We start from the raw sequence: 18495 nt of genomic DNA, 5'->3' as shown, positions 1-18495 counted from the left end.
CCGTCAAGAGCAGCCTGCACGCGGGGGCCGGTCTGCGTCAATGATCGTATCGGGGCGCTGTGGCTTGCCCTTGGCGGCGACGCAGGGCAGGTTGCGCGGCGATTGAGTGAGGTGCGTGATGCGCGTGATGATCCTGCGCCATGCGCCGCCCCTGACGGGCGGCACGCTGGCGGGGCGGCTGGATGTGGCCGCCGATTGCAGCGACGATGCGGCGATGGGCTGGATGGCGGCGCAGATCGCCTCGGTGACCGGGATGACGCCGCAGGTCTGGTGCAGTGCGGCGCGCCGCTGCCAGCAGACGGCGGCGGCGCTGTCGCTGACCCCCGCGCGGGTCGAGCCGGCGCTGTGGGAACAGGATTACGGCGCGTGGGAGGGGCTGGCCTATGCCGATCTGCCCGATCTGGGGCCGCTGCCGCCCGAGGCGCTGGCCCGCCACCGGCCAAAGGGCGGCGAGAGCTTTCTGGACATGGCCGCACGGGTGCAGCCGGTGCTGGCCGGGCTGCGTGAGGACACGCTGATCGTGGGCCATGCGGGCACGGTCCGGGCGGGGCTGGCGCTGGTGGTGGGCGCGCAGGCGCTGTCCTTTTCGGTGGCGCCCTTGTCGCTGACGGTGCTGCGCCGGGTGGGTTCGGACGGGGCGGGCGCAGACTGGGCGGTCGAGGCGGTCAACATCACCGCGCCCGCCGTGACCGGCCCCCTCTGATGGCGATGATTGCGGCGATTGCGCTGCTGCTGGATGTGCTGATCGGCTGGCCCGCATGGCTTTACGCGCGGATCGGGCATCCGGTGACTTGGATGGGGCGGCTGATTTCGGCGCTGGACCGGGCGCTGAACCGGGGCGGCGCGCGGCGGCTGCGGGGCGCGCTGGCGGCAGTGCTGGTCGTGGCGGCGGCGGTGATCCCTGCGGCCTTCGCGCAGATCTGGATGGGGCCTTGGGTGGCGGCGGTGCTGGCCTGGCCACTGGTCGCGGCACGCTCGCTGGACGATCACGTCAGGGCGGTGGCGCGGCCTCTGGCGGCGGGCGATCTGGCGGGCGCGCGGGCGGCCACCGCGATGATCGTGGGCCGCGACGTGACCCGCGCCGATGAAGCCGCGCTGGCCCGCGCCAGCATCGAGAGCCTGGCCGAGAATGCCAGCGACGGGGTGATCGCGCCGCTGTTCTGGGCCGCGATCGGGGGGCTGCCGGGGATTGCCGCCTACAAGGCGATCAACACGCTGGACAGCATGATCGGCCACCGCACGCCGCGACACGAGGCATTCGGCACCTTTGCCGCGCGGCTGGACGATGTGGCCAACCTGATCCCCGCGCGGCTGACGGCGGCGCTGCTGGTGCTGGTCGCCGGGCGCGGAGCGCGCCGGGCGGCGGGTTGTGCGCTGTCCGACGCGGCCCGCCACCGCTCGCCCAATGCGGGCTGGCCCGAGGCGGCGATGGCGGGCGCGCTTGGCGTCCGCCTGTCGGGGCCGCGCCAATATGGCGACCGCATCGCGCCCGAGCCATGGCTGAACGAGGGCGCCCGCGATCCCGGCGCCGCCGATCTGGGCCGGGCCTTGCGGATCTATCGCCGCGCGGTGGTGCTGATGGGCGTGGCGCTGCTGGCGTTCTGGGCGGTGTGACTACAGAACCTGCCGCACCGCGACCTGCTGGCCGTCCATCTGCGCATCCGAGATCGTGGTCAGAAAGGCCACATCCGTCGCATCGCGGCCCACGGCAACCAGCGCCATGCTATCGGCCTCGGCCATGCCGGTCGGATCGACCAGATGCCAGGCGCCGTCCAGAAACACCTGCACGACGGCGTGAAAATCCTGCGGCTGGACCGGGGGCGCGTAAACGCTGGCGATGCGCGCGGGCACCTGCCCCGCCCGGCACAGCGCGATCAGCAGGTGCGCATAGTCGCGGCAGACCCCGCGCCGGTCCAGAAACGTGTCCACCGCCGAGGTGTCGCCGGTGCTGACGCCCGCGACATAGGCCAGCTCATCCTCGACCCAGTCGCGCAGCGAGGCGACCAGCGGCCCGCCGGTCAGTCCCCGGAACCGCGAGGCGGTAAAGTTCATGAACCGATGCGCCTCGCAATAGCGCGAGGGCAGCGTATGGCGCAGCGCCTCGCCGGGCAGATCCTGCACCGGCACCGCCTGCATCCGGGCCAGATCGGGGCGGGGGCGCGTGATCTCGACCCTGGCCTGATAGCGCAGCGACAGCCGGTCCTCGACATGGGCCAGGATGCGCTGGCCGATCCCCTCTTCGGCGGGGACGCGGCGATGGTCCAGCGGCGGACTGAACCGCATGTCAGAACTGCGGATTGTCTGGCCTTCGGTATCGGCGACCTCCAGCGTCAGGATCGCGGCGCCGGGGGCAGCAAGGCGATAGTCCAGATTGACGTCGATGGTCATGTGCATGGCGGAGCTTTCGGGCAAAAAATGGGGAATCGGGGGCAGCCCCCGGTGTCAATGCGGGTCGCAGCAGGCCGGTTCCGCAATCTCAGGCGCCGGTCAGCACCAGTTCGACCTCGAACATGGCGCCACCCCGCGCCGAGCTGCCGAAATTCAGCCTGCCGCCGAACTGCGACGAATAGATCGTGCAAATCTGCATGCCAAGCCCGGTTCCAGCCTCGGGATCAAATCTTTCGGGCAGGCCCGGCCCGTCATCCTCGACCCGCAGGCGCAGGCGCTGGCCGGCCTCGGTCGCGTCTTCCGCCACCAGCGACATGTCGATCTTCGGGCCCGTCCCGTCGCGCCGGGCGTGCTTGACCGCATTGCCCAGAAATTCGGCCAGAATCTGACCGATGGCCGCAGCGTCGCCGGGATGGACGCGGATCGCATCGGCGGGCATTCTGGTCAGCGTGACCTCGGCGCCAAGCGCGCCGCAGATGTCGGTGGCCAGCCCGGACAGATAGTCCTGCAACGGAATCAGCCCCGAGCCGGGGTCCAGATGCAGCTGTTCATGCACCCGCGCCAGCGTCGAGATGCGGTTGGCCGCGTCCGACAGCGCGGTCTCGGCGGGCTCGCCCCTGTGGCTGCGGGCCTGAATGCGCAGCAGCCCGATGACCGAGGCAAAGCTGTTCTTGACCCGGTGGTCGATCTCGCCCAGCAGCACCTTCTGGCGCTCCAGCGCGGCATCCTTTTTCGCCACCTCGCAGGCCAGACGTCCGGCCTGATCCTCCAGCGCCTTGCGGTTCTCGACCATGGCCGAGACGTCGCGCGACACCACCAGCACCCGCTCGATCCCGCCCTGACGGTTGCGGACCGGCGCGACGGTCACATGCCACCAGCGCGGACGCCCCTTGGCGGTCGGACAGAAGGCCTCGAACTGGGTCGTTTCCCCCGCGCCCGCGCGTTGCAGCGCCTCGGCCAGCCGCGCCTCGGTGTCCTGCGGCCAGAGCGAGGGCCAGGGCTGCTGATCGACGCTGCTGAAGTCGTCGATTTCCATCGCACACAACCCGTTGCGGTTCATGTAGCTGAGCCTGCCGTCCAGCTCGACCAGCTTGATGCAGTCGGGCGAGCTGTCCAGAACGGTCAGCGCAAAGCCGAATTCGACGCCCGCCAGCAGATTGGCGGCGCGGTCATTGGGGTCGTAGTCCACCAGCGCGGCGTTCGACAGCGGAGGTTTCACGGCTTTCACCCTCAATCGGTCCCTGCGGCGGCTGCAACAACCGCGATGTAAAGAGGCACTCTGATCTCGCAGGTCCGGGGCGACGGATGACAGCCGCATGCCCCATATGTCAAGGCCTGTGACGCCGCGTCAGCCCTCACGCCAGCGTAGGATCCTGCGCCAGCCCGCGTGCCGCATGCGACAGGCCGGGCGCCAGCGGCAACAGATCGGCCTGCAATGCGTGATAGAGGTCGGGCTTGCCCCTGAACTGGCGGTCGGACGGCCTGTTGTCCGGGCCCAGCTCGTGCCACCAGCCGCCCTGCCGGGCGTCGATCAGATGGCGGGCGGCAAAGGTCCAGAGGCGGCGATACCAGTCCTCGTCCCCCGGCTGGGGATCGTGCTTGATCAGCACGGCCAGCGCGCCGATCGCCTCGGTCACGGGCCACCAATAGCGGGCGGGATTGTCCACAGCGCCGGTGGCCAGATCCAGCGTATAGACCAGACCGCCCCGGCCTGCGTCCCAGCCCCCGTCCAGCGCCGTCCGGATCAGCGAACGCGCCATCTGCGGCATCTCGTGGCCCGGACGGCCCGCCAGATCCCACCATTGCAGCGCCAGACGCGCCATTTCCAGACTGTGACCGGGCGTGGTGCCCGCGGGGCGAAAGACCGGATTGCCCGCATAGGCGGGATCGACGCGCCAGTCCGCATGGTAATGTTCCGGGATGCGCCAGCCCTGCGCCGCCGCCTGCCCCGCCACGAAGAAATCCAGAATGCGACCCGCGCGGGTCAGAAACTGCGCCTCGCCCGTCGCCTCATGCGCGGCCAGCAGCGCCTCGACCCCGTGCATGTTCGCGTTCATGCCGCGATAGGTCGAGAATGCCTGCCAGTCGCGGGTGAATTCGTCACGGAACAGGCCCGCGTCTTCGTCCCAATACTGCCGGTCCAGCACCTCGCAGATGTCGGCCAGCAGGCGGTCGGCATCCGGGTGCCCGGCCAGTTTCGCGCTGGAGGCCGCCAGCAGCACGAACACATGCCCGTAAGCCAGCTTGGTGCCGTCGCCCACCGCGTCACCGTCCAGCGACCACAGATAACCGCCATGCAGCGGATCGCGGTGATGCGACCACAGATAGGCCATGCCCCGGTCGATGATGCCCGCCCGGTCCCGCCGCCCGGCCAGATGCGCCAGCGCATAGGAATGGACCAGCCGCGTGGTGCTGTGCAGCTCCTGCACGGTGTCCGGCAGGGGTTGGCCCGCGCCGTCCAGCGTGTGAAAGCCGACACCTGAACGCGGGCTGGCATCGAAGAAATCCAGCGCGCGATGGGCATCCGCGATCAGAAAATCGCGATGGGTCGCGTCGTCCAGCCAGTGCCCCTGATGGTCTTCCGGTCCCGGTTGCATGGTGGCCTCCCTCACCGTTTGCGCAACGCATCGGCCAGGGCCGAGCCAAAGGCGCCCTGCGGCGAGGCGTCTTTGGGGGCGGCCTGTCCGGCACGGGGCTTGCCCTTGGGTGCCGCATCGCGCGCGGGGCGGTCGGTGGGCGCGTTGTCCTTGCGCATGGTCAACCCGATGCGCTTGCGGGGCACGTCCACCTCGGTCACGCGGACGCGGACGACATCGCCCGCCTTCACCACCTCATGCGGGTCACGCACGAAACGGTCGGCCAGCTGGCTGACATGGACCAGCCCGTCCTGATGCACGCCGATATCGACGAAGGCGCCAAAGGCTGCGACATTGGTGACCGTGCCTTCCAGCGACATGCCGGGGCGCAGATCCCTGATGTCCTCGATCCCGTCGGCAAAGCTGGCGGTGACAAAGCCGGGGCGCGGGTCACGTCCGGGCTTTTCCAGTTCCGAAAGAATGTCGCGCACGGTCGGCAGGCCGAAATCTTCGGTCACAAAATCCGCCGCGTTCAGGCGCTTGAGCGTCTCGGCATCGCCCATCACCGCCCGCAGATCGCGCCCGCAGGCGGCCACGATCTGGCGCGCGACACCATAAGCCTCGGGGTGCACCGCCGAGGCGTCCAGCGGTTCGCGGCCCCCCTGAACCCGCAAAAAGCCCGCGCATTGCTGGAACGCCTTCGGCCCGAGACCGGCCACCTTTTTCAACGCAGCGCGCGAGGGGAAGGCGCCGGTTGCGTCGCGATGCGCCACGATGGCCTGCGCCAACGACGGCCCTAGCCCCGCGACATGCGCCAGCAGCGGCGCCGAGGCGGTGTTCAGATCGACGCCGACCGCGTTCACGGCATCCTCGACCACGGCCTCCAGCGAGCGGGCCAGCTGGCGCTGATCGACGTCATGCTGATATTGCCCCACGCCGATGGATTGCGGCGGCACCTTGACCAGTTCGGCCAGCGGGTCCTGCAACCGCCGCGCAATCGAGACCGCGCCGCGCAAGCTGACGTCCAGATCCGGAAACTCTTTCGCCGCCAGTTCGGATGCCGAATAGACCGAAGCGCCCGCCTCGGAGACGATCACCTTGGTCGGCGCCTTCACACCTTTGGGCAGGCGTTTCAGCACATCCGCGACCAGCCGTTCGCTTTCGCGGCTGGCGGTGCCATTGCCGATGGCGATCAGATCGACGCCATGCTTCGCGATCAGCGCCAGCAGCGTCGCCTCGGCCCCGCGCAGGTCGTTTTTCGGCTGGAACGGATAGATCGTGGCGGTGTCCAGCAGCTTGCCGGTCTGATCGACCACCGCGATCTTGCAGCCGGTGCGGATGCCGGGGTCCAGCCCCAGCGTGGCGCGCGGGCCTGCGGGGGCGGCCAGCAAAAGGTCGCGCAGATTGCGGGCAAAGACGTTGATCGCCTCGGCATGGGCGCGGGTGCGAAGTTCCGTCAGCAGGTCGATATACATCGTATTGGACAGCCGCACGCGCCAGCACCAGCCCGCAACGCCGCGCAGCCAGTCGGCCCCTGCGCCCTGCCCGACCGGCCCAAGCGCCTGCGCCACGATCCCCTCGGCCCGTGCCGCGCCGGTGTCGGGATCGGGCGAGATGTCGATGGTCACGACCTCTTCCTTGGCCGCGCGCAGGATCGCCAGCGCCCGGTGGCCCGCGATGTCAGACCATTTTTCGCGGTGGTCGAAATAGTCGCTGAACTTGGCGCCGGCCTCTTCCTTGCCCGCCACGACACGGGCCGAAATGAAGGCGTCGCGCCGCATGAAATCGCGCAACGACCCCAGCAGATCGGCGTTTTCCGACAGTTCCTCGACCAGAATATCGCGCGCGCCCTCCAGCGCGGCTTTCGGCGTCTCGACCGTCCCGGAGAGGTATCCGGGGGCCAGCGCGGCGGGATCGGCGGCGGGGTCGGCCTGAACGGCACGCAGCAGCGGCTCCAGCCCGTTTTCGCGGGCAATCATCGCCTTGGTGCGGCGCTTGGGCTTGAAGGGCAGATAGATGTCCTCCAGCGCGGCCTTCGTCCCGGCAGCGGCGATCTTGCGGGCCAGATCGTCGGTCAGCTTGTCCTGATCGCGGATCGAGCCAAGGATCGCGGCCCGCCGCGCCTCCATCTCGCGCAGATAGGACAGGCGTTCCGACAGGGTGCGCAGCTGCGTGTCATCCAGTCCGCCGGTCACCTCTTTGCGATAGCGCGCGACGAAGGGGACCGTGGCGCCCCCGTCCAGCAGATCGGCGGCGGCGGTCACCTGCGCGGGGGTCGCGGCAATCTCGGCCGCGATCTGGCGGGCGATGCGGGTTGCGGTCTGGGCAGCGGTCTGGGTGGCGGTATCCATGGCGGACCCCTTGTCGTCGTGGTCGTGAAGCGCCTGTCTAACGATTTGCCGGGCTGTCGCCAAGCGGCTCGGACGGCGGCGGAGGTGGCGGCGAAGCTGGTGGAGGTGGCGGCGCGGGCGGATCGGTCGGCGGCGTGGCGGGTCTGGATGCAGCCGCTTTTGCCTCTGCCTTCGCCCCGGCCTTCGCTTCTGCCTTCGCTTCCGCGCGCTCATCCAGCCGGAATTCGGGCAGCCGCAGCACCTCGCCCGCCGAAGCCTTGCCCATCACGCTGTCGCGCACCGCGCGGCGCAGCTTGGGCGAGCGTTTCAGCAGCCGCCGGAATCCGGTCTCGTCCAGCATCAGCAGGCTGCTGGGGGTGATGGCGCGCACCTCGGCCCGGCGGATGCGCCCGGTCAGCACGCCCATCTGGCCGAACATCTCGCCCCGGCCCAGCCGCGTGGTCTGGCCCGCGACCTCTTGTTCAACGGCGCCCGAGGCCACGAAGAACACGCTGCGGGCGGGTGTGTCCTTGCGGGTAATCACTTGCCCCGCGTTGAAATAGCGCGTGCGCAGCTGGCGGCTGAGGCGGCGCAACTCGGCCTCGTCCAGATCGGCGAACAGCGGAAAGACGCGCGCCAGCTCGTTGCGGCGCATCGCCAGATCCAGACGCGGGCGCAGCTCGGTCCGGGCGCGGCGGTCGGTGATGTCGGCCATCAGCTCGGTATGGACCTCGGTGCCGATCAGCCCGTCTTCGCGCATGGCGTTGTATTCGCGTTCCTCCAGCCGCAGCGCGGTGCGGCGGATGAAGCGGCGTTCCAGTTCCTCGGCATAGCCGGGATATTGCAGGCGCAGACCATCCAGCGCGGTCTCCACCGCCTCGATCCGGCGGTTGAGCAATTCGTGCAGCAGTTCGGCCACGCGCCGCCCGTGAATGCGGCGGATGCGGCGGTCGATGAAGGCGTGCAGGTCGCGCAGGATCAGCCGCTTGGCCAGCAGCGTCTCGAACCGGTCAGCGGTCATGCGGGCCAGCGGCGCCGAAATTCCCAGCCGGTTGCGCAGAAAGGCCGCCAGCCGGAAGGCGCTGCCATAGCTGAGACTGCCCCGCGCGGCCCGCTGATAGCCGGTCCGGCCACCCTGCCGCGCCCCCTCGATCAGCCGGTCGGCGTCAAACAGCGCCCGTTCCGACAGCCGCGCGGAAATCGCGCGTTCGCGCACCCGTTGCAGGATCACATCGCGCTCATGGCCCGCCAGCGCGATCAGGCCAAGCGTGATGCGGTCGCGGTCGAGGATCTCGGCATTGTCCTCGGCCTCGGCACGTTCGACCGCCTTGTCCAGCCGGGCGGCGAAACGCTTGGCCTCGGAGCGGACCGTCTCACGCGTCAGGTCGTATTTCTCGGTGGTGCTGGCCACCGCCTCGCGCACGGTCTGCAACGCGACGGCCACGACCTGATTCGACAGCGCCCGGTCCAGCGGCGACAGCCGGTCAAGGCCCAGAAGGCTGATCACCCAGCGCAGCGTCGTCCCCTGCACCAGCAGCGTAAACAGCGTGAAGCCGGTGGCCAGAATGCCGACGATGCGCTTGGTTTCCACCGGCACGCGCAGGCTTTCGGTCACCGCCAGCGCCAGCGCCAGCGTGACGGCGCCGCGCAGGCCCCCCCACATGATTGCGACCCGGTAGCGCCCCTCGATCCGGGGCGACAGGCGCAGCCCGGTCAGCAGCGGCAGCAGCAGAAACAGGATCACCGCGCGGGCGGCAAAGGCCGCCAGCACCACCACGCCCACCAGCGCCAGATCGCCCGCCCGCACCTCGCCCAGCAGGCGCGGGATCAGCAGCGCCGCCAGAATGAAGATCAGCGCCCCGGCCCAATGCGCCAGCAGCCGCCAGACCTCGCGCAGGTTCACCCAGAAGGCGGGCGCCAGCCGCCCCGGCCCCATCAGGTTCAGCGTCAGCGCCGCCGCCACCACCGCGATCACGCCCGAGGCGCCCAGCAGCCGCTCGGCCCCGATATAGGCCAGATAGGGCACCGCGACCGAGACCGAGATCTGCGCCATCTCGAACCGGTGAAACATCGACATCAGCGCCAGCGCCAGCCGCGCCACCACCCAACCCGCCAGCACGCCACCAAAGATCAGACCGGGGAAATGGCCAAGCGCCTCGGCCAGGCTGGGATTGGGCACACCCAGCATGACAAAGCCCATGAACAGCCCGAACAGCGCAATCGCCGCCGCGTCGTTCAGCAGGCTTTCGCCCTCGATGATCCGCGCCAGACGGCGCGGCGCCGAGATCGACCGGAAGATGCTGACCACCGCCGAGGGATCGGTGGTGGACACGATCGAGCCCACCAGCAGGCAGACCATCAGCGGCAGCCCGCTGATCCATGCCAGCGTATAGCCGATGGTCAGCGTTGCCACCACGACCGCCACCACCGCCAGCGTCAGGATCGGCACCCAGTCATCCAGCATCCGGCGCACGTTCATCTCCAGCGTCGCCTGAAAGATCAGCGTCGGCAGAAAGACATACATGAAGACGTTCGACCGGATCGGCAGCGCCAGAATCGTCTCGGCCACCGGGTTCAGCGCATCGGTCAGATTGCTGCGCAGCAAAAAGACGGCACCGCCCCCGATCAGCATCCCGATCGTGGCAAGAATCACGCTGTAGGGCAGTGAAAGTCGGTCGGCGAGAGGCTCGGCAGCGGCGATCAGCAAAAACAGCAGTGCGGTGAAACTGGTGAGAAGAACAAGATCCATGATGTTCAGATAACGACAGAGTTTTGCGAAGGGAACAAGCACTCCGTCACAATCTTGCGGGGCGATGCGCCATCTTGAAACCGGGCGGTCGGCTGCACAACTGGGATGCGGGAGGATAAGAACCGGCCCACATCCGAAAGGACTTTCATGACTTCGCTATTTGACCCCCTGACGCTTGGCGCCGTCACCATGCGCAACCGCATCGTCATGGCGCCGCTGACCCGCTCGCGTGCGGGCGAGGCGCGTATCCCCAATGAATTGATGGCCGAATATTACGCCCAACGCGCGGGCGCCGGGCTGATCGTGTCCGAGGCCACCAGCGTCATGCCCATGGGCGTGGGCTATGAGGCGACGCCGGGCATCTGGTCGGATGCGCAGGCCCTTGGCTGGGCGCGCGTGACCGAGGCCGTGCATGCGCGGGGCGGGCTGATCTTTCTGCAACTGTGGCATGTGGGCCGCATCTCGGACCCGCAGCTGCTGGACGGCGAGACGCCCGTGGCGCCCAGTGCGATCCAGCCCGGCGGCCATGTCAGCCTGCTGCGCCCGATGCGCCCTTACGTGACGCCCCGCGCGCTGGAGACGGACGAGATCCCCGCCATTGTCGCGGCCTATGCCGACGCCACCCGCCGGGCCCGGCATGCGGGCTTTGACGGGGTCGAGATCCACGCCGCCAACGGCTATCTGATCGACCAGTTCCTGCAGGATCGCAGCAATCAGCGCGACGATCACTATGGCGGCCCGGTCGAGAACCGCGCCCGCCTGCTGTGCGAGATCACCGATGCGGTCTCGGCTGCGTGGTCACCCGACCGCGTGGGCGTGCACCTGTCCCCGCGCGGCGATGCGCATGATGTCGGGGACAGCGATCCGGTGGCCCTGTTCACCCATGTCGCCCGCCAGATGCGCGACCGCGGCGTGGCGTTCCTGTTCCTGCGCGAACATCCCGGCGATGACAGCCTGCTGCCGGTGATCCGCGACACCTTTGGTGGTCCGGTCATTGCCAATGAGGGGCTGACCCGTGAAATCGCCGAAACGCTGCTGGCCGAGGGCCGCGCCGATGCCGTGGGTTTTGGCCGCGACTTCATCGCGACGCCCGACCTGCCCGAGCGGTTTCGCCGGGGCCTGCCGCTGAACGACCACAATCCCGCGACCTTCTACGCGGGCGGAGCCGAAGGTTATACCGACTACCCGGCCCTGACCGGCATCGCGGCCGAGTGATCCGCCACTGTCGGCCATGAACGTGAAAAGGGCGCCCTTGCGGCGCCCTTTCCTGTCTGTCCCTCGGACATCGTTGACCGGATGTTACCGGCTCAGCAGCTGTAATACATCGCGTATTCAACCGGATGGGGGGTATGCTCGTAGGCATAGACCTCTTCCCATTTCAGCGCCATGTAGCCTTCCAGCTGATCACGGGTGAACACGTCGCCCGCCAGCAGGAAGTCCATGTCCTTTTCCAGCTCTTCCAGCGCTTCGCGCAACGAGCCGCAAACGGTCGGGATTTCGGCCAGTTCCTCGGGCGGCAGATCGTACAGATCCTTGTCCGAAGCCGCACCGGGATCGATCTTGTTCTTGATCCCGTCCAGACCCGCCATCAGCAGCGCCGCAAAGCACAGATAGGGGTTGGCCGAGGGATCGGGGAAGCGGGCTTCGACGCGCTTGGCTTTGGGGCTTTCCGTCCACGGAATGCGAACGCAGCCACTGCGGTTGCGGGCCGAATAGGCGCGCAGAACCGGGGCCTCGAAGCCGGGGATCAGACGCTTGTAGCTGTTGGTCGAGGGGTTGGTCAGCGCATTCAGCGCCTTGGCATGTTTCAGGATGCCGCCGATGAAATACAGCGCCTCCTGCGACAGGTCGGCGTATTTGTCGCCTGCAAACAGCGGCTTGCCGTCCTTCCAGATCGACATGTTGACGTGCATCCCGGACCCGTTGTCGCCCTTCATGGGCTTGGGCATGAAGGTCACCGACTTGCCATAGGCATGGGCGACGTTGTGGATGACGTATTTGTATTTCTGGATATTGTCGGCCTGCTCGACCAGTCCGCCAAAGATCAGCCCCAGCTCGTGCTGCGCGGAGGCGACCTCGTGGTGGTGCTTGTCGACCTTCATGCCCATGCGCTTCATGGTCGAAAGCATCTCGCCGCGGATGTCCTGCGACGCATCGACCGGGTTCACCGGGAAATAGCCGCCCTTGTGGGCTGCGCGGTGACCGGTATTGCCCATCTCGTATTCGGTGTCCGTGTTCCACGCCGCATCCGCCGCGTCGATCTGATAGGACACTTTCTGCGGCGTGACCGAATAGCGCACGTCGTCAAAGATGAAGAACTCGGCCTCGGGGCCGAAATAGGCGGTGTCGCCGATGCCGGTGGATTTCAGATAGGCCTCGGCCTTGGCGGCGGTGCCGCGCGGGTCGCGCGAATAGGGCTCGCCCGTGTCAGGCTCGGCCACGTTGCAATGCACGCAGATCGTCTTTTCGGCATAGAACGGATCAATATAGGCGGAGGACGGGTCGAGCATCAGTTTCATGTCCGACTGGTCGATCGACTTCCAGCCCGCGATCGAGCTGCCGTCAAACATGAAGCCTTCCTCGAAGAAATCCTCGTCGATCAGGTCGCGGTCCAGCGTGACGTGCTGCAGCTTGCCCTTGGGATCGGTGAAGCGCACGTCCAGATAGGCGACGTCCTCATCCTCGATCAGTTGCAGAAGTTCCTTGACGTTCATCTCTTCCCTTTCTTCGTGGTAGCGGCCCGGCGGCCATGGCCTGCCGGGCGCAGAAGTCCTGTTGGAGTCCGTTTCTTGTTATATGTCGGTATGCGCCGTTCAGACGGCGTCGTCGCCGGTCTCGCCCGTGCGGATGCGGATCGCCTGCTCTACAGGCAGAACGAAAATCTTGCCGTCGCCGATCTTTTCCGTGCGCGCCGCGCTGACGATCGCGTCGATGGCGGCGTCGACCTGATCGTCGGGCAGCACCATCTCGATCTTCACCTTGGGCAGGAAATCGACCACATATTCCGCGCCGCGATAAAGTTCGGTATGTCCCTTCTGCCGACCGAAGCCCTTGACCTCGGTGACCGAAAGGCCCTGCACTCCGACCTCCTGCAGCGCCTCTTTCACATCGTCCAGCTTGAACGGCTTGATGATCGCCTCGATCTTCTTCATCGCAATTGATCCTTCCTCGCGGCTTGCCTTGACGTTTGCTTGGCGGGTTTCCAGCCCGGGGTAAATGCGGCAGCATCCTCTGGTGACCGCGGAAACCGTTTCGCGGCCCTGACTGCATATCAATTAAGCATACAGATGAACGATTAGGCAAACACAATGCCAGACTGCTCGAAAGTGATAACTGCCGCCCAAATGCGCGCCATCGAATCCGAGGCGATGGCATCAGGCCGCATCACGGCCTTTGATCTGATGTGCCGGGCGGGCGAGGCGGTCGTCGCGGCGATTCTGGCGCGCTGGCCAAAGCTGCGCGATCACCGCCCGCATGACCCCCATGCGGCCACGGTTCTGTGTGGGCCGGGCAACAATGGCGGCGACGGGTTCGTGATCGCGCGGCTGCTGGCCGGGCGGGGCTGGCGGGTGCGGGTGCTGTTTCGCGGCGACCGCGCCCGCCTGTCGCCCGAGGCCGCGCTGGCCCATGACCAGTGGCAGTCGATGGGGCCGGTCGAGCCCCTGCCCCTGACCTGCGATCCGGTGATCATGTCCGATCTGCTGGTCGATGCGCTTTTCGGCACCGGCCTGACCCGGCCCCTCGACCCGTTCGAAGAATTTCTGAGCTATGCCGGGGACGCGCTTGCAAGCACCGGCAGAGGGGCGCGCCACGCGCCCGGTGCAGATCATGTCGTGGCGGTGGACGTGCCAAGCGGGCTCTGCGCTGACAGCGGCCGGGTTCTGGGCCGGCCCGATCTGGTTCTCGCCGCCGACCTGACCGTGACGTTCGAGGCGCTGAAGCCCGGACATCTGCTGGCACGGGGACCGGATCTGTGCGGCGAGGTGGTCTGCCCCACGATCGGGCTGGCCCGCGAACTGGGGATGTTGCGCACGGATCTGCACCGTCTGACCGCGCAGGATCTGGCTGTTGCGGCACCCTTTCTGCGCAAATCGGGCGGCCACAAATTCAGCCATGGCCATGCGCTGATCATCGCGGGCGGACCGGGGCATGGCGGCGCCGCGCGGCTGGCGGCGCGGGCGGCGCTGCGCATCGGTGCGGGGCTGGTGACGATCTGCCCGCCCGCGGGCGGGATGGCCGAACATGCGGGCCCACCTGACGCGCTGATGCGGCGCCCGATCGAGGATGCTCGGGATCTGGCGGCGGCCCTGGCGGATGCCCGTGTCACGGCGGTCTGTCTGGGACCGGGCTGCGGGGTTGCACGGGCCGCGTCGCTGCTGCCTGCCGTGCTGGAGCGGGGCGGGCCCTGCCTGCTGGACGCCGACGCGCTGACCGCGCTGGCGGGGCGCCCCGATCTGGTTGCCCGGCTGCATGAAGGCTGCGTCCTGACCCCGCATGATGGCGAGTTCGCGCGGTTGTTTCCCGACATCGCCGCCCGTCTGGCAGCCGCACCGGACCGCGGCCCCGCGTTCTCGCGTCTCGACGCCGCGCGGGCCGCACAAGAGGCCAGCGGCGCCACAATCCTGCTGAAGGGCCCCGACAGCGTCATCGCCACCGCCGCGACCGCGCATATCCATTCACGGCAGGATCTGGGGGCGCTGGCGACGGCCGGGTCCGGTGACGTGCTGGCGGGAATTGTCACCGGGCTTCTGGCACGCGGCGCCCCGCCCGATCGCGCGCCCCGGCTGGGCGTCCTGCTGCATGCCGGAGCGGCGGCGCTGCACGGTCCGGGCCTGATCGCCGACGATCTGCCCGAGCTTGTGGTACAGATGCTGCGCCCTCCCGCGCTGTGAATTTCCCCCTCGCGCGCGCCGCCGGGGTTTGCTAGGAAGCCGCCGATGCGGGTGTGGCGAAATTGGCAGACGCACCAGATTTAGGTTCTGGCGCCGCAAGGCGTGGGGGTTCAAGTCCCTCCACCCGCACCACCGAATTCCCAGCAATTGCTATAGCGTGCTGAGATTGCACCATCCGTCCCGGACAACCGCCCGGCCCGTCGCGTGACGCAAAACGCCGTTTTCGCCCTGCAGATCGGGCCTTGCGCCGGCCTTGGCGGGACTATCGCCCGCGGGCAGTCAACGCATGAAACCTGCGATCCGGGACCGAAAGCGGCCCTGCAAAAGGGCCGCTTTCTTGCTGTGCCCTGCCGTGCCCCCGTGTCCGGGCGCGCAGTCGCAGCCCGTCAGTTCCGGAAAAGACGAACCGCGCTGGCGGCGGCGTCCCACAGGTCCAGGACCCGCGCATAAAGATGCTCGCGCGCGACAAAGGGTTTCTGGCCGCGCCCGCCGAACTCTGTCTCCAGCGTGTCGAGCAGGCGGTTCAGGCGCCGGCGATGGATGCCAAGACGGCTCTGGACCGGATCGGCAAAGACGCCCGCAAAGGCCGCGACGACCGAGCTGATCATGACAAGCCCCGCCACCGTGACCCCCACCAGCCAGGGCGATGCCTGCGTCGAAAACACGCCGTACCACAGCCCGCCCAGGGTCTGACCCAACGGAAAGCCCTCGATCGCACTGGTGCGGGCCATGGCCTCGGCGATGCCCGGTGCCATCGAGATCATCCCCGGCGTCAACGCGTGAAAGACCAGCGCCCCGACCAGAAGCGTGAAAAGGGCCGTCGTCATCTCGGCCACGGCCGAGCGTGTGCCCGCATATTCGCCAAGCGCGGCGGCGATGCGTCGGCCAGGCGCCTGGGCGTCGGCGGCGTCCTGACGCGTGCGGATCATCTCGCGGAACTGCGGCGCCGCCAGAACGGCGCGGGCCAGAGCCGCAGCGTCGCGGGCGGCAGCACCCTCGTGCAGCGGCAGATCCAGCAGGTCGGTCACGATCAGCGCCTCGACCCGCGCCGCGACCGAGGTGCGCAGCAGGATCCGCCGCCGGGCCAGCCAGTCACCCGGTCGCCGCCATCCCACGCGGCGGCACAGATGCGCGGCCAGACGGGTCAGTACCAGAACCGGCGACAGGACCACGTTGACCGGCGCCCGCAGAATATCCCAGCCAAGTGCCGCGCCGTGCAGGCGCAGCGTTCCGGGCCAGGTGAAATGCCGGGCCACGAAATCGTCTGCGCTGGCGCGGCGGCCTGCGAAATATGCGGCGCTTGCGGATCGGGCCGCGTCATCAGCTGCCGCCGCGAGAGGTGATGTCGAGACCATGATGGTGACCCACCAACTCCTTTCCGCAAGCAGCCGCAACCGACGGGGCTGCGCTGTTCTGTCCCGGTGATCTTGGGCCGGATCGGCCCGGCCACAAGGGCGTTGACGAGGATTCTTTTCGGCGACACATCCCGCAGGTTTAATTTGCGGTGCGCCTTGCGGCGCGATCGCCGGACACACAGATCCGTGCATGGGGCGGACCACTTGTCCGGCGGGGGCAATCGGCGTGGACTATTTCTATCTTTTTGCGGGGCTGATCGGACTGTTCTTCGGTGGCGAGGCGCTGGTGCGCGGCAGCGTCGGCATTGCCCGGCGCATGGCGATCCCTCCGCTGCTGATCGGCCTGACCGTGGTCGGGTTCGGCACCTCGACGCCAGAGCTTCTGGTCTCGGTCGATGCGGCGTTGCGGGGTGTCCCCGATATTGCGCTTGGCAACATCGTCGGCTCGAACATCGCCAATATTCTGCTGATCATCGGCCTGTCGGCGCTGGTCTGGCCGATCAGGGTCATGGGATCGACGCTGCGCCGCGATACGGGCGTGATGATGGCCGCGGCCCTGGTGCTGGTGCCGGTCTTCGCCACGGGACAGATGGGCCGGGTCGCTGGCATGGCACTGGTTGCCGGGCTGGTGGCCTATCTGGTCTGGGCCTATCGCCAGCCGGGCGAGGCTGTGACCGGGTCCGGGGATGCCTCGCCCCCCGCCCCGATGCGGGTGTCGGTCCTGTGGGTGCTGGCGGGGCTGGTCGCCCTGATGACCGGCGCGCGGTTTCTGGTCGACGGGGCCGTCTCGATCGCGCGCGGCTATGGCATATCCGAGGCCTTCATCGGCCTGACCATCGTGGCCGTGGGCACATCGCTGCCCGAGCTGGCAACCTCGCTGATCGCCGCGCTGCGCCGCCAGTCCGAGATCGCGATCGGCAATATTGTCGGCTCGAACATCTTCAACGTGCTGGGCATTCTGGGGGTCACGGCGCTGGTCGCCCCGATCCCGGTGGCGTCGCGGTTCCTGACCTTCGATCTGCCGGTGATGATCGCCGTGTCGATCGTGCTGACCGCATTGCTACTGACCCGGCCGGTGATCGGGCGCGGGGTCGGTGTGGTCATGCTGGCGGGCTATATGGCCTATATCTGGGCCGCTCAGGGCTGACGCCCGACCCGTCGGGCGGTTCGTTCCGGTTCTGTGTCCGGGCTGTCATGTTTTCCTGCCAGGCCGCCCCGGATGCAGTCCGAGGAGAATGACGATGCAAAAGACTCTGCTGATCCCCGGCGCCGCCTGCCTTGCCGCCCTGACCTCTGTTGCGCAGGCCGAGCCCCTTGGCGACAGTCGCCCCGGCCTGTCCGGGGCGCCTGCCGCCAGGTGCGGCTGATGCCGCACGCGTGATGCCCGCGCGCCGCTGCGGGGATGAGTTTTCCGCTGATCTGGCGTATCGCCTGCGGCGTGATCCCCGTAGCGCGAGGCCCCATGGACCAGCCCGACCACCCTGCCCCCCACCGCTCAGGCCCCCACCGCTCAGGCCCCCACCGCTCAGGCCCCCACCGCTCGGGCCCCGACGATCCCGGCAACCGCTATGCGCGCGAGCTGGAGCGGCATCTGGACTGGCTGGACAGCTTTACCTCGACCGCGCTTGGCGTGCTGTCGGCGGCGTCGGGCATCTATACCTATCTGGGCGTGCGCACCTTGCTGCAGGAACCCGGCCTGTGGACCACCTTCGCGGCGCTGGCCTATTCCATCGCCGTGTCGGTGGGGATCTTTGTCTTCTGGTCCTATATGCTGCGGCTGCTGCCTGCGGTGCGCGGCGCGCCGTCGCGCATCGGGCTGATGCTGACCATGGCACTTGGCTCGCTGGCCATCATCGCCATGTCGTCGTGGCTGAATGCGGCGGCGCTGGCGGGCAGTGCGGCGATGGAAACGCATATGGCGACCACCGTTCAGCAATACCAGACCGCGCTGGAACGCGCCCATGCCAATGCCGTGGCGGGCCAGTCGCTGACCCGCGACGTCTCGCGCGTGCGCCAAAGCTTTCAGGATCTGTCCGAACAGGAAGAGGGCGGCGTGCTGTCCGGCTTTTCCGGGCGCGGCGCGGTCTTTCGCGTGCTGACCCAGAAGGGCACCGAGCTGCAGGCGCTGGAGACCCAGCTGGACGGCATCGCCGCCCCGATCGAGGATCAGTTCGCGCAGGGCAATGTGATCCTGTCGCGGATGCG

General features: G+C 68.2%; 14 protein-coding genes, 1 tRNA gene and 1 pseudogene. 8 read left to right on the top strand and 8 right to left on the bottom strand.

Going from position 1 to position 18495, the window contains the following annotated elements; genetic code table 11:
- Window positions 1-118: 118 nt before the first annotated feature.
- Together ACK41U_RS08105 and cbiB are read left to right on the top strand one after the other, a co-directional pair.
- Window positions 119-703: a histidine phosphatase family protein gene (locus tag ACK41U_RS08105; RefSeq protein WP_409678147.1), complete on the top strand. Its 585-nt coding sequence runs from the start codon at window positions 119-121 to the stop codon at window positions 701-703.
- Window positions 703-1614 (top strand): adenosylcobinamide-phosphate synthase CbiB, encoded by a 912-nt coding sequence (cbiB, locus tag ACK41U_RS08100; RefSeq protein WP_409678144.1) that lies wholly within the window; start codon window positions 703-705, stop codon window positions 1612-1614. The genes ACK41U_RS08105 and cbiB overlap by 1 nt, the downstream gene beginning before the upstream one ends.
- On the opposite strand, the gene ACK41U_RS08095 is transcribed toward cbiB, so the two are convergent.
- From ACK41U_RS08095 to ACK41U_RS08075, 5 genes are all read right to left on the bottom strand, one after another.
- Complete coding sequence (locus ACK41U_RS08095; RefSeq protein WP_409678141.1) at window positions 1615-2394, bottom strand: transglutaminase-like domain-containing protein; 780 nt, start codon at window positions 2392-2394, stop codon at window positions 1615-1617.
- A gap of 82 nt (window positions 2395-2476) precedes the next feature.
- A complete protein-coding gene (locus ACK41U_RS08090) occupies window positions 2477-3607 on the bottom strand; it encodes a sensor histidine kinase (RefSeq protein ID WP_409678138.1) in 1131 nt (376 codons plus the stop codon).
- A 136-nt stretch (window positions 3608-3743) separates the two neighbouring features.
- Window positions 3744-4985, bottom strand: coding sequence for an AGE family epimerase/isomerase (locus tag ACK41U_RS08085; RefSeq protein ID WP_409678136.1), 1242 nt, complete (start codon window positions 4983-4985; stop codon window positions 3744-3746).
- Window positions 4986-4996: 11 nt separating this feature from the next.
- Complete coding sequence (locus tag ACK41U_RS08080) at window positions 4997-7315, bottom strand: Tex family protein (RefSeq protein WP_409678133.1); 2319 nt, start codon at window positions 7313-7315, stop codon at window positions 4997-4999.
- 37 nt (window positions 7316-7352) lie between these two features.
- Window positions 7353-10043 carry a cation:proton antiporter gene (locus tag ACK41U_RS08075; protein WP_409678130.1) on the bottom strand — a complete coding sequence of 897 codons (2691 nt, stop codon included), beginning with the start codon at window positions 10041-10043 and terminating at the stop codon, window positions 7353-7355.
- A gap of 147 nt (window positions 10044-10190) precedes the next feature.
- On the opposite strand from ACK41U_RS08075, the gene ACK41U_RS08070 reads away from it, so the two are divergent.
- Window positions 10191-11258 carry an alkene reductase gene (locus ACK41U_RS08070; RefSeq protein WP_409678127.1) on the top strand — a complete coding sequence of 356 codons (1068 nt, stop codon included), beginning with the start codon at window positions 10191-10193 and terminating at the stop codon, window positions 11256-11258.
- A gap of 92 nt (window positions 11259-11350) precedes the next feature.
- Here the strand turns inward: ACK41U_RS08070 and glnA are convergent, their stop codons facing one another.
- Both glnA and ACK41U_RS08060 read right to left on the bottom strand, forming a co-directional pair.
- On the bottom strand, window positions 11351-12757 hold the full coding sequence (glnA, locus tag ACK41U_RS08065; protein WP_409678124.1) for a type I glutamate--ammonia ligase: 1407 nt from the start codon (window positions 12755-12757) through the stop codon (window positions 11351-11353).
- A gap of 99 nt (window positions 12758-12856) precedes the next feature.
- The gene (locus tag ACK41U_RS08060) at window positions 12857-13195 is read right to left on the bottom strand and encodes a P-II family nitrogen regulator (RefSeq protein ID WP_304616150.1); all 339 of its coding nucleotides are present in this window, start codon (window positions 13193-13195) and stop codon (window positions 12857-12859) included.
- 156 nt (window positions 13196-13351) lie between these two features.
- Between ACK41U_RS08060 and ACK41U_RS08055 the strand changes: the two genes are divergently transcribed.
- Together ACK41U_RS08055 and ACK41U_RS08050 are read left to right on the top strand one after the other, a co-directional pair.
- Complete coding sequence (locus ACK41U_RS08055; protein ID WP_409678121.1) at window positions 13352-14935, top strand: NAD(P)H-hydrate dehydratase; 1584 nt, start codon at window positions 13352-13354, stop codon at window positions 14933-14935.
- 47 nt (window positions 14936-14982) lie between these two features.
- Window positions 14983-15067 (top strand) — tRNA-Leu (locus tag ACK41U_RS08050).
- A 254-nt stretch (window positions 15068-15321) separates the two neighbouring features.
- On the opposite strand, the gene ACK41U_RS08045 is transcribed toward ACK41U_RS08050, so the two are convergent.
- Window positions 15322-16290 carry a DUF6635 family protein gene (locus ACK41U_RS08045; RefSeq protein WP_409678118.1) on the bottom strand — a complete coding sequence of 323 codons (969 nt, stop codon included), beginning with the start codon at window positions 16288-16290 and terminating at the stop codon, window positions 15322-15324.
- A 226-nt stretch (window positions 16291-16516) separates the two neighbouring features.
- Here ACK41U_RS08045 and ACK41U_RS08040 point away from each other — a divergent pair, with 226 nt between their 5' ends.
- From ACK41U_RS08040 to ACK41U_RS08030, 3 genes and pseudogenes are all read left to right on the top strand, one after another.
- Window positions 16517-17437, top strand: coding sequence for a calcium/sodium antiporter (locus ACK41U_RS08040; protein ID WP_409678115.1), 921 nt, complete (start codon window positions 16517-16519; stop codon window positions 17435-17437).
- 94 nt (window positions 17438-17531) lie between these two features.
- Window positions 17532-17657 (top strand): hypothetical protein, encoded by a 126-nt coding sequence (locus ACK41U_RS08035; protein ID WP_409678113.1) that lies wholly within the window; start codon window positions 17532-17534, stop codon window positions 17655-17657.
- A gap of 95 nt (window positions 17658-17752) precedes the next feature.
- Window positions 17753-18495: pseudogene (locus tag ACK41U_RS08030) on the top strand (hypothetical protein); the annotation flags it as partial.

Source organism: Paracoccus sp. (in: a-proteobacteria) (assembly GCF_046289755.1).
Lineage (GTDB): Bacteria > Pseudomonadota > Alphaproteobacteria > Rhodobacterales > Rhodobacteraceae > Paracoccus.
This window is presented reverse-complemented; position numbering and strand designations above follow the sequence as displayed.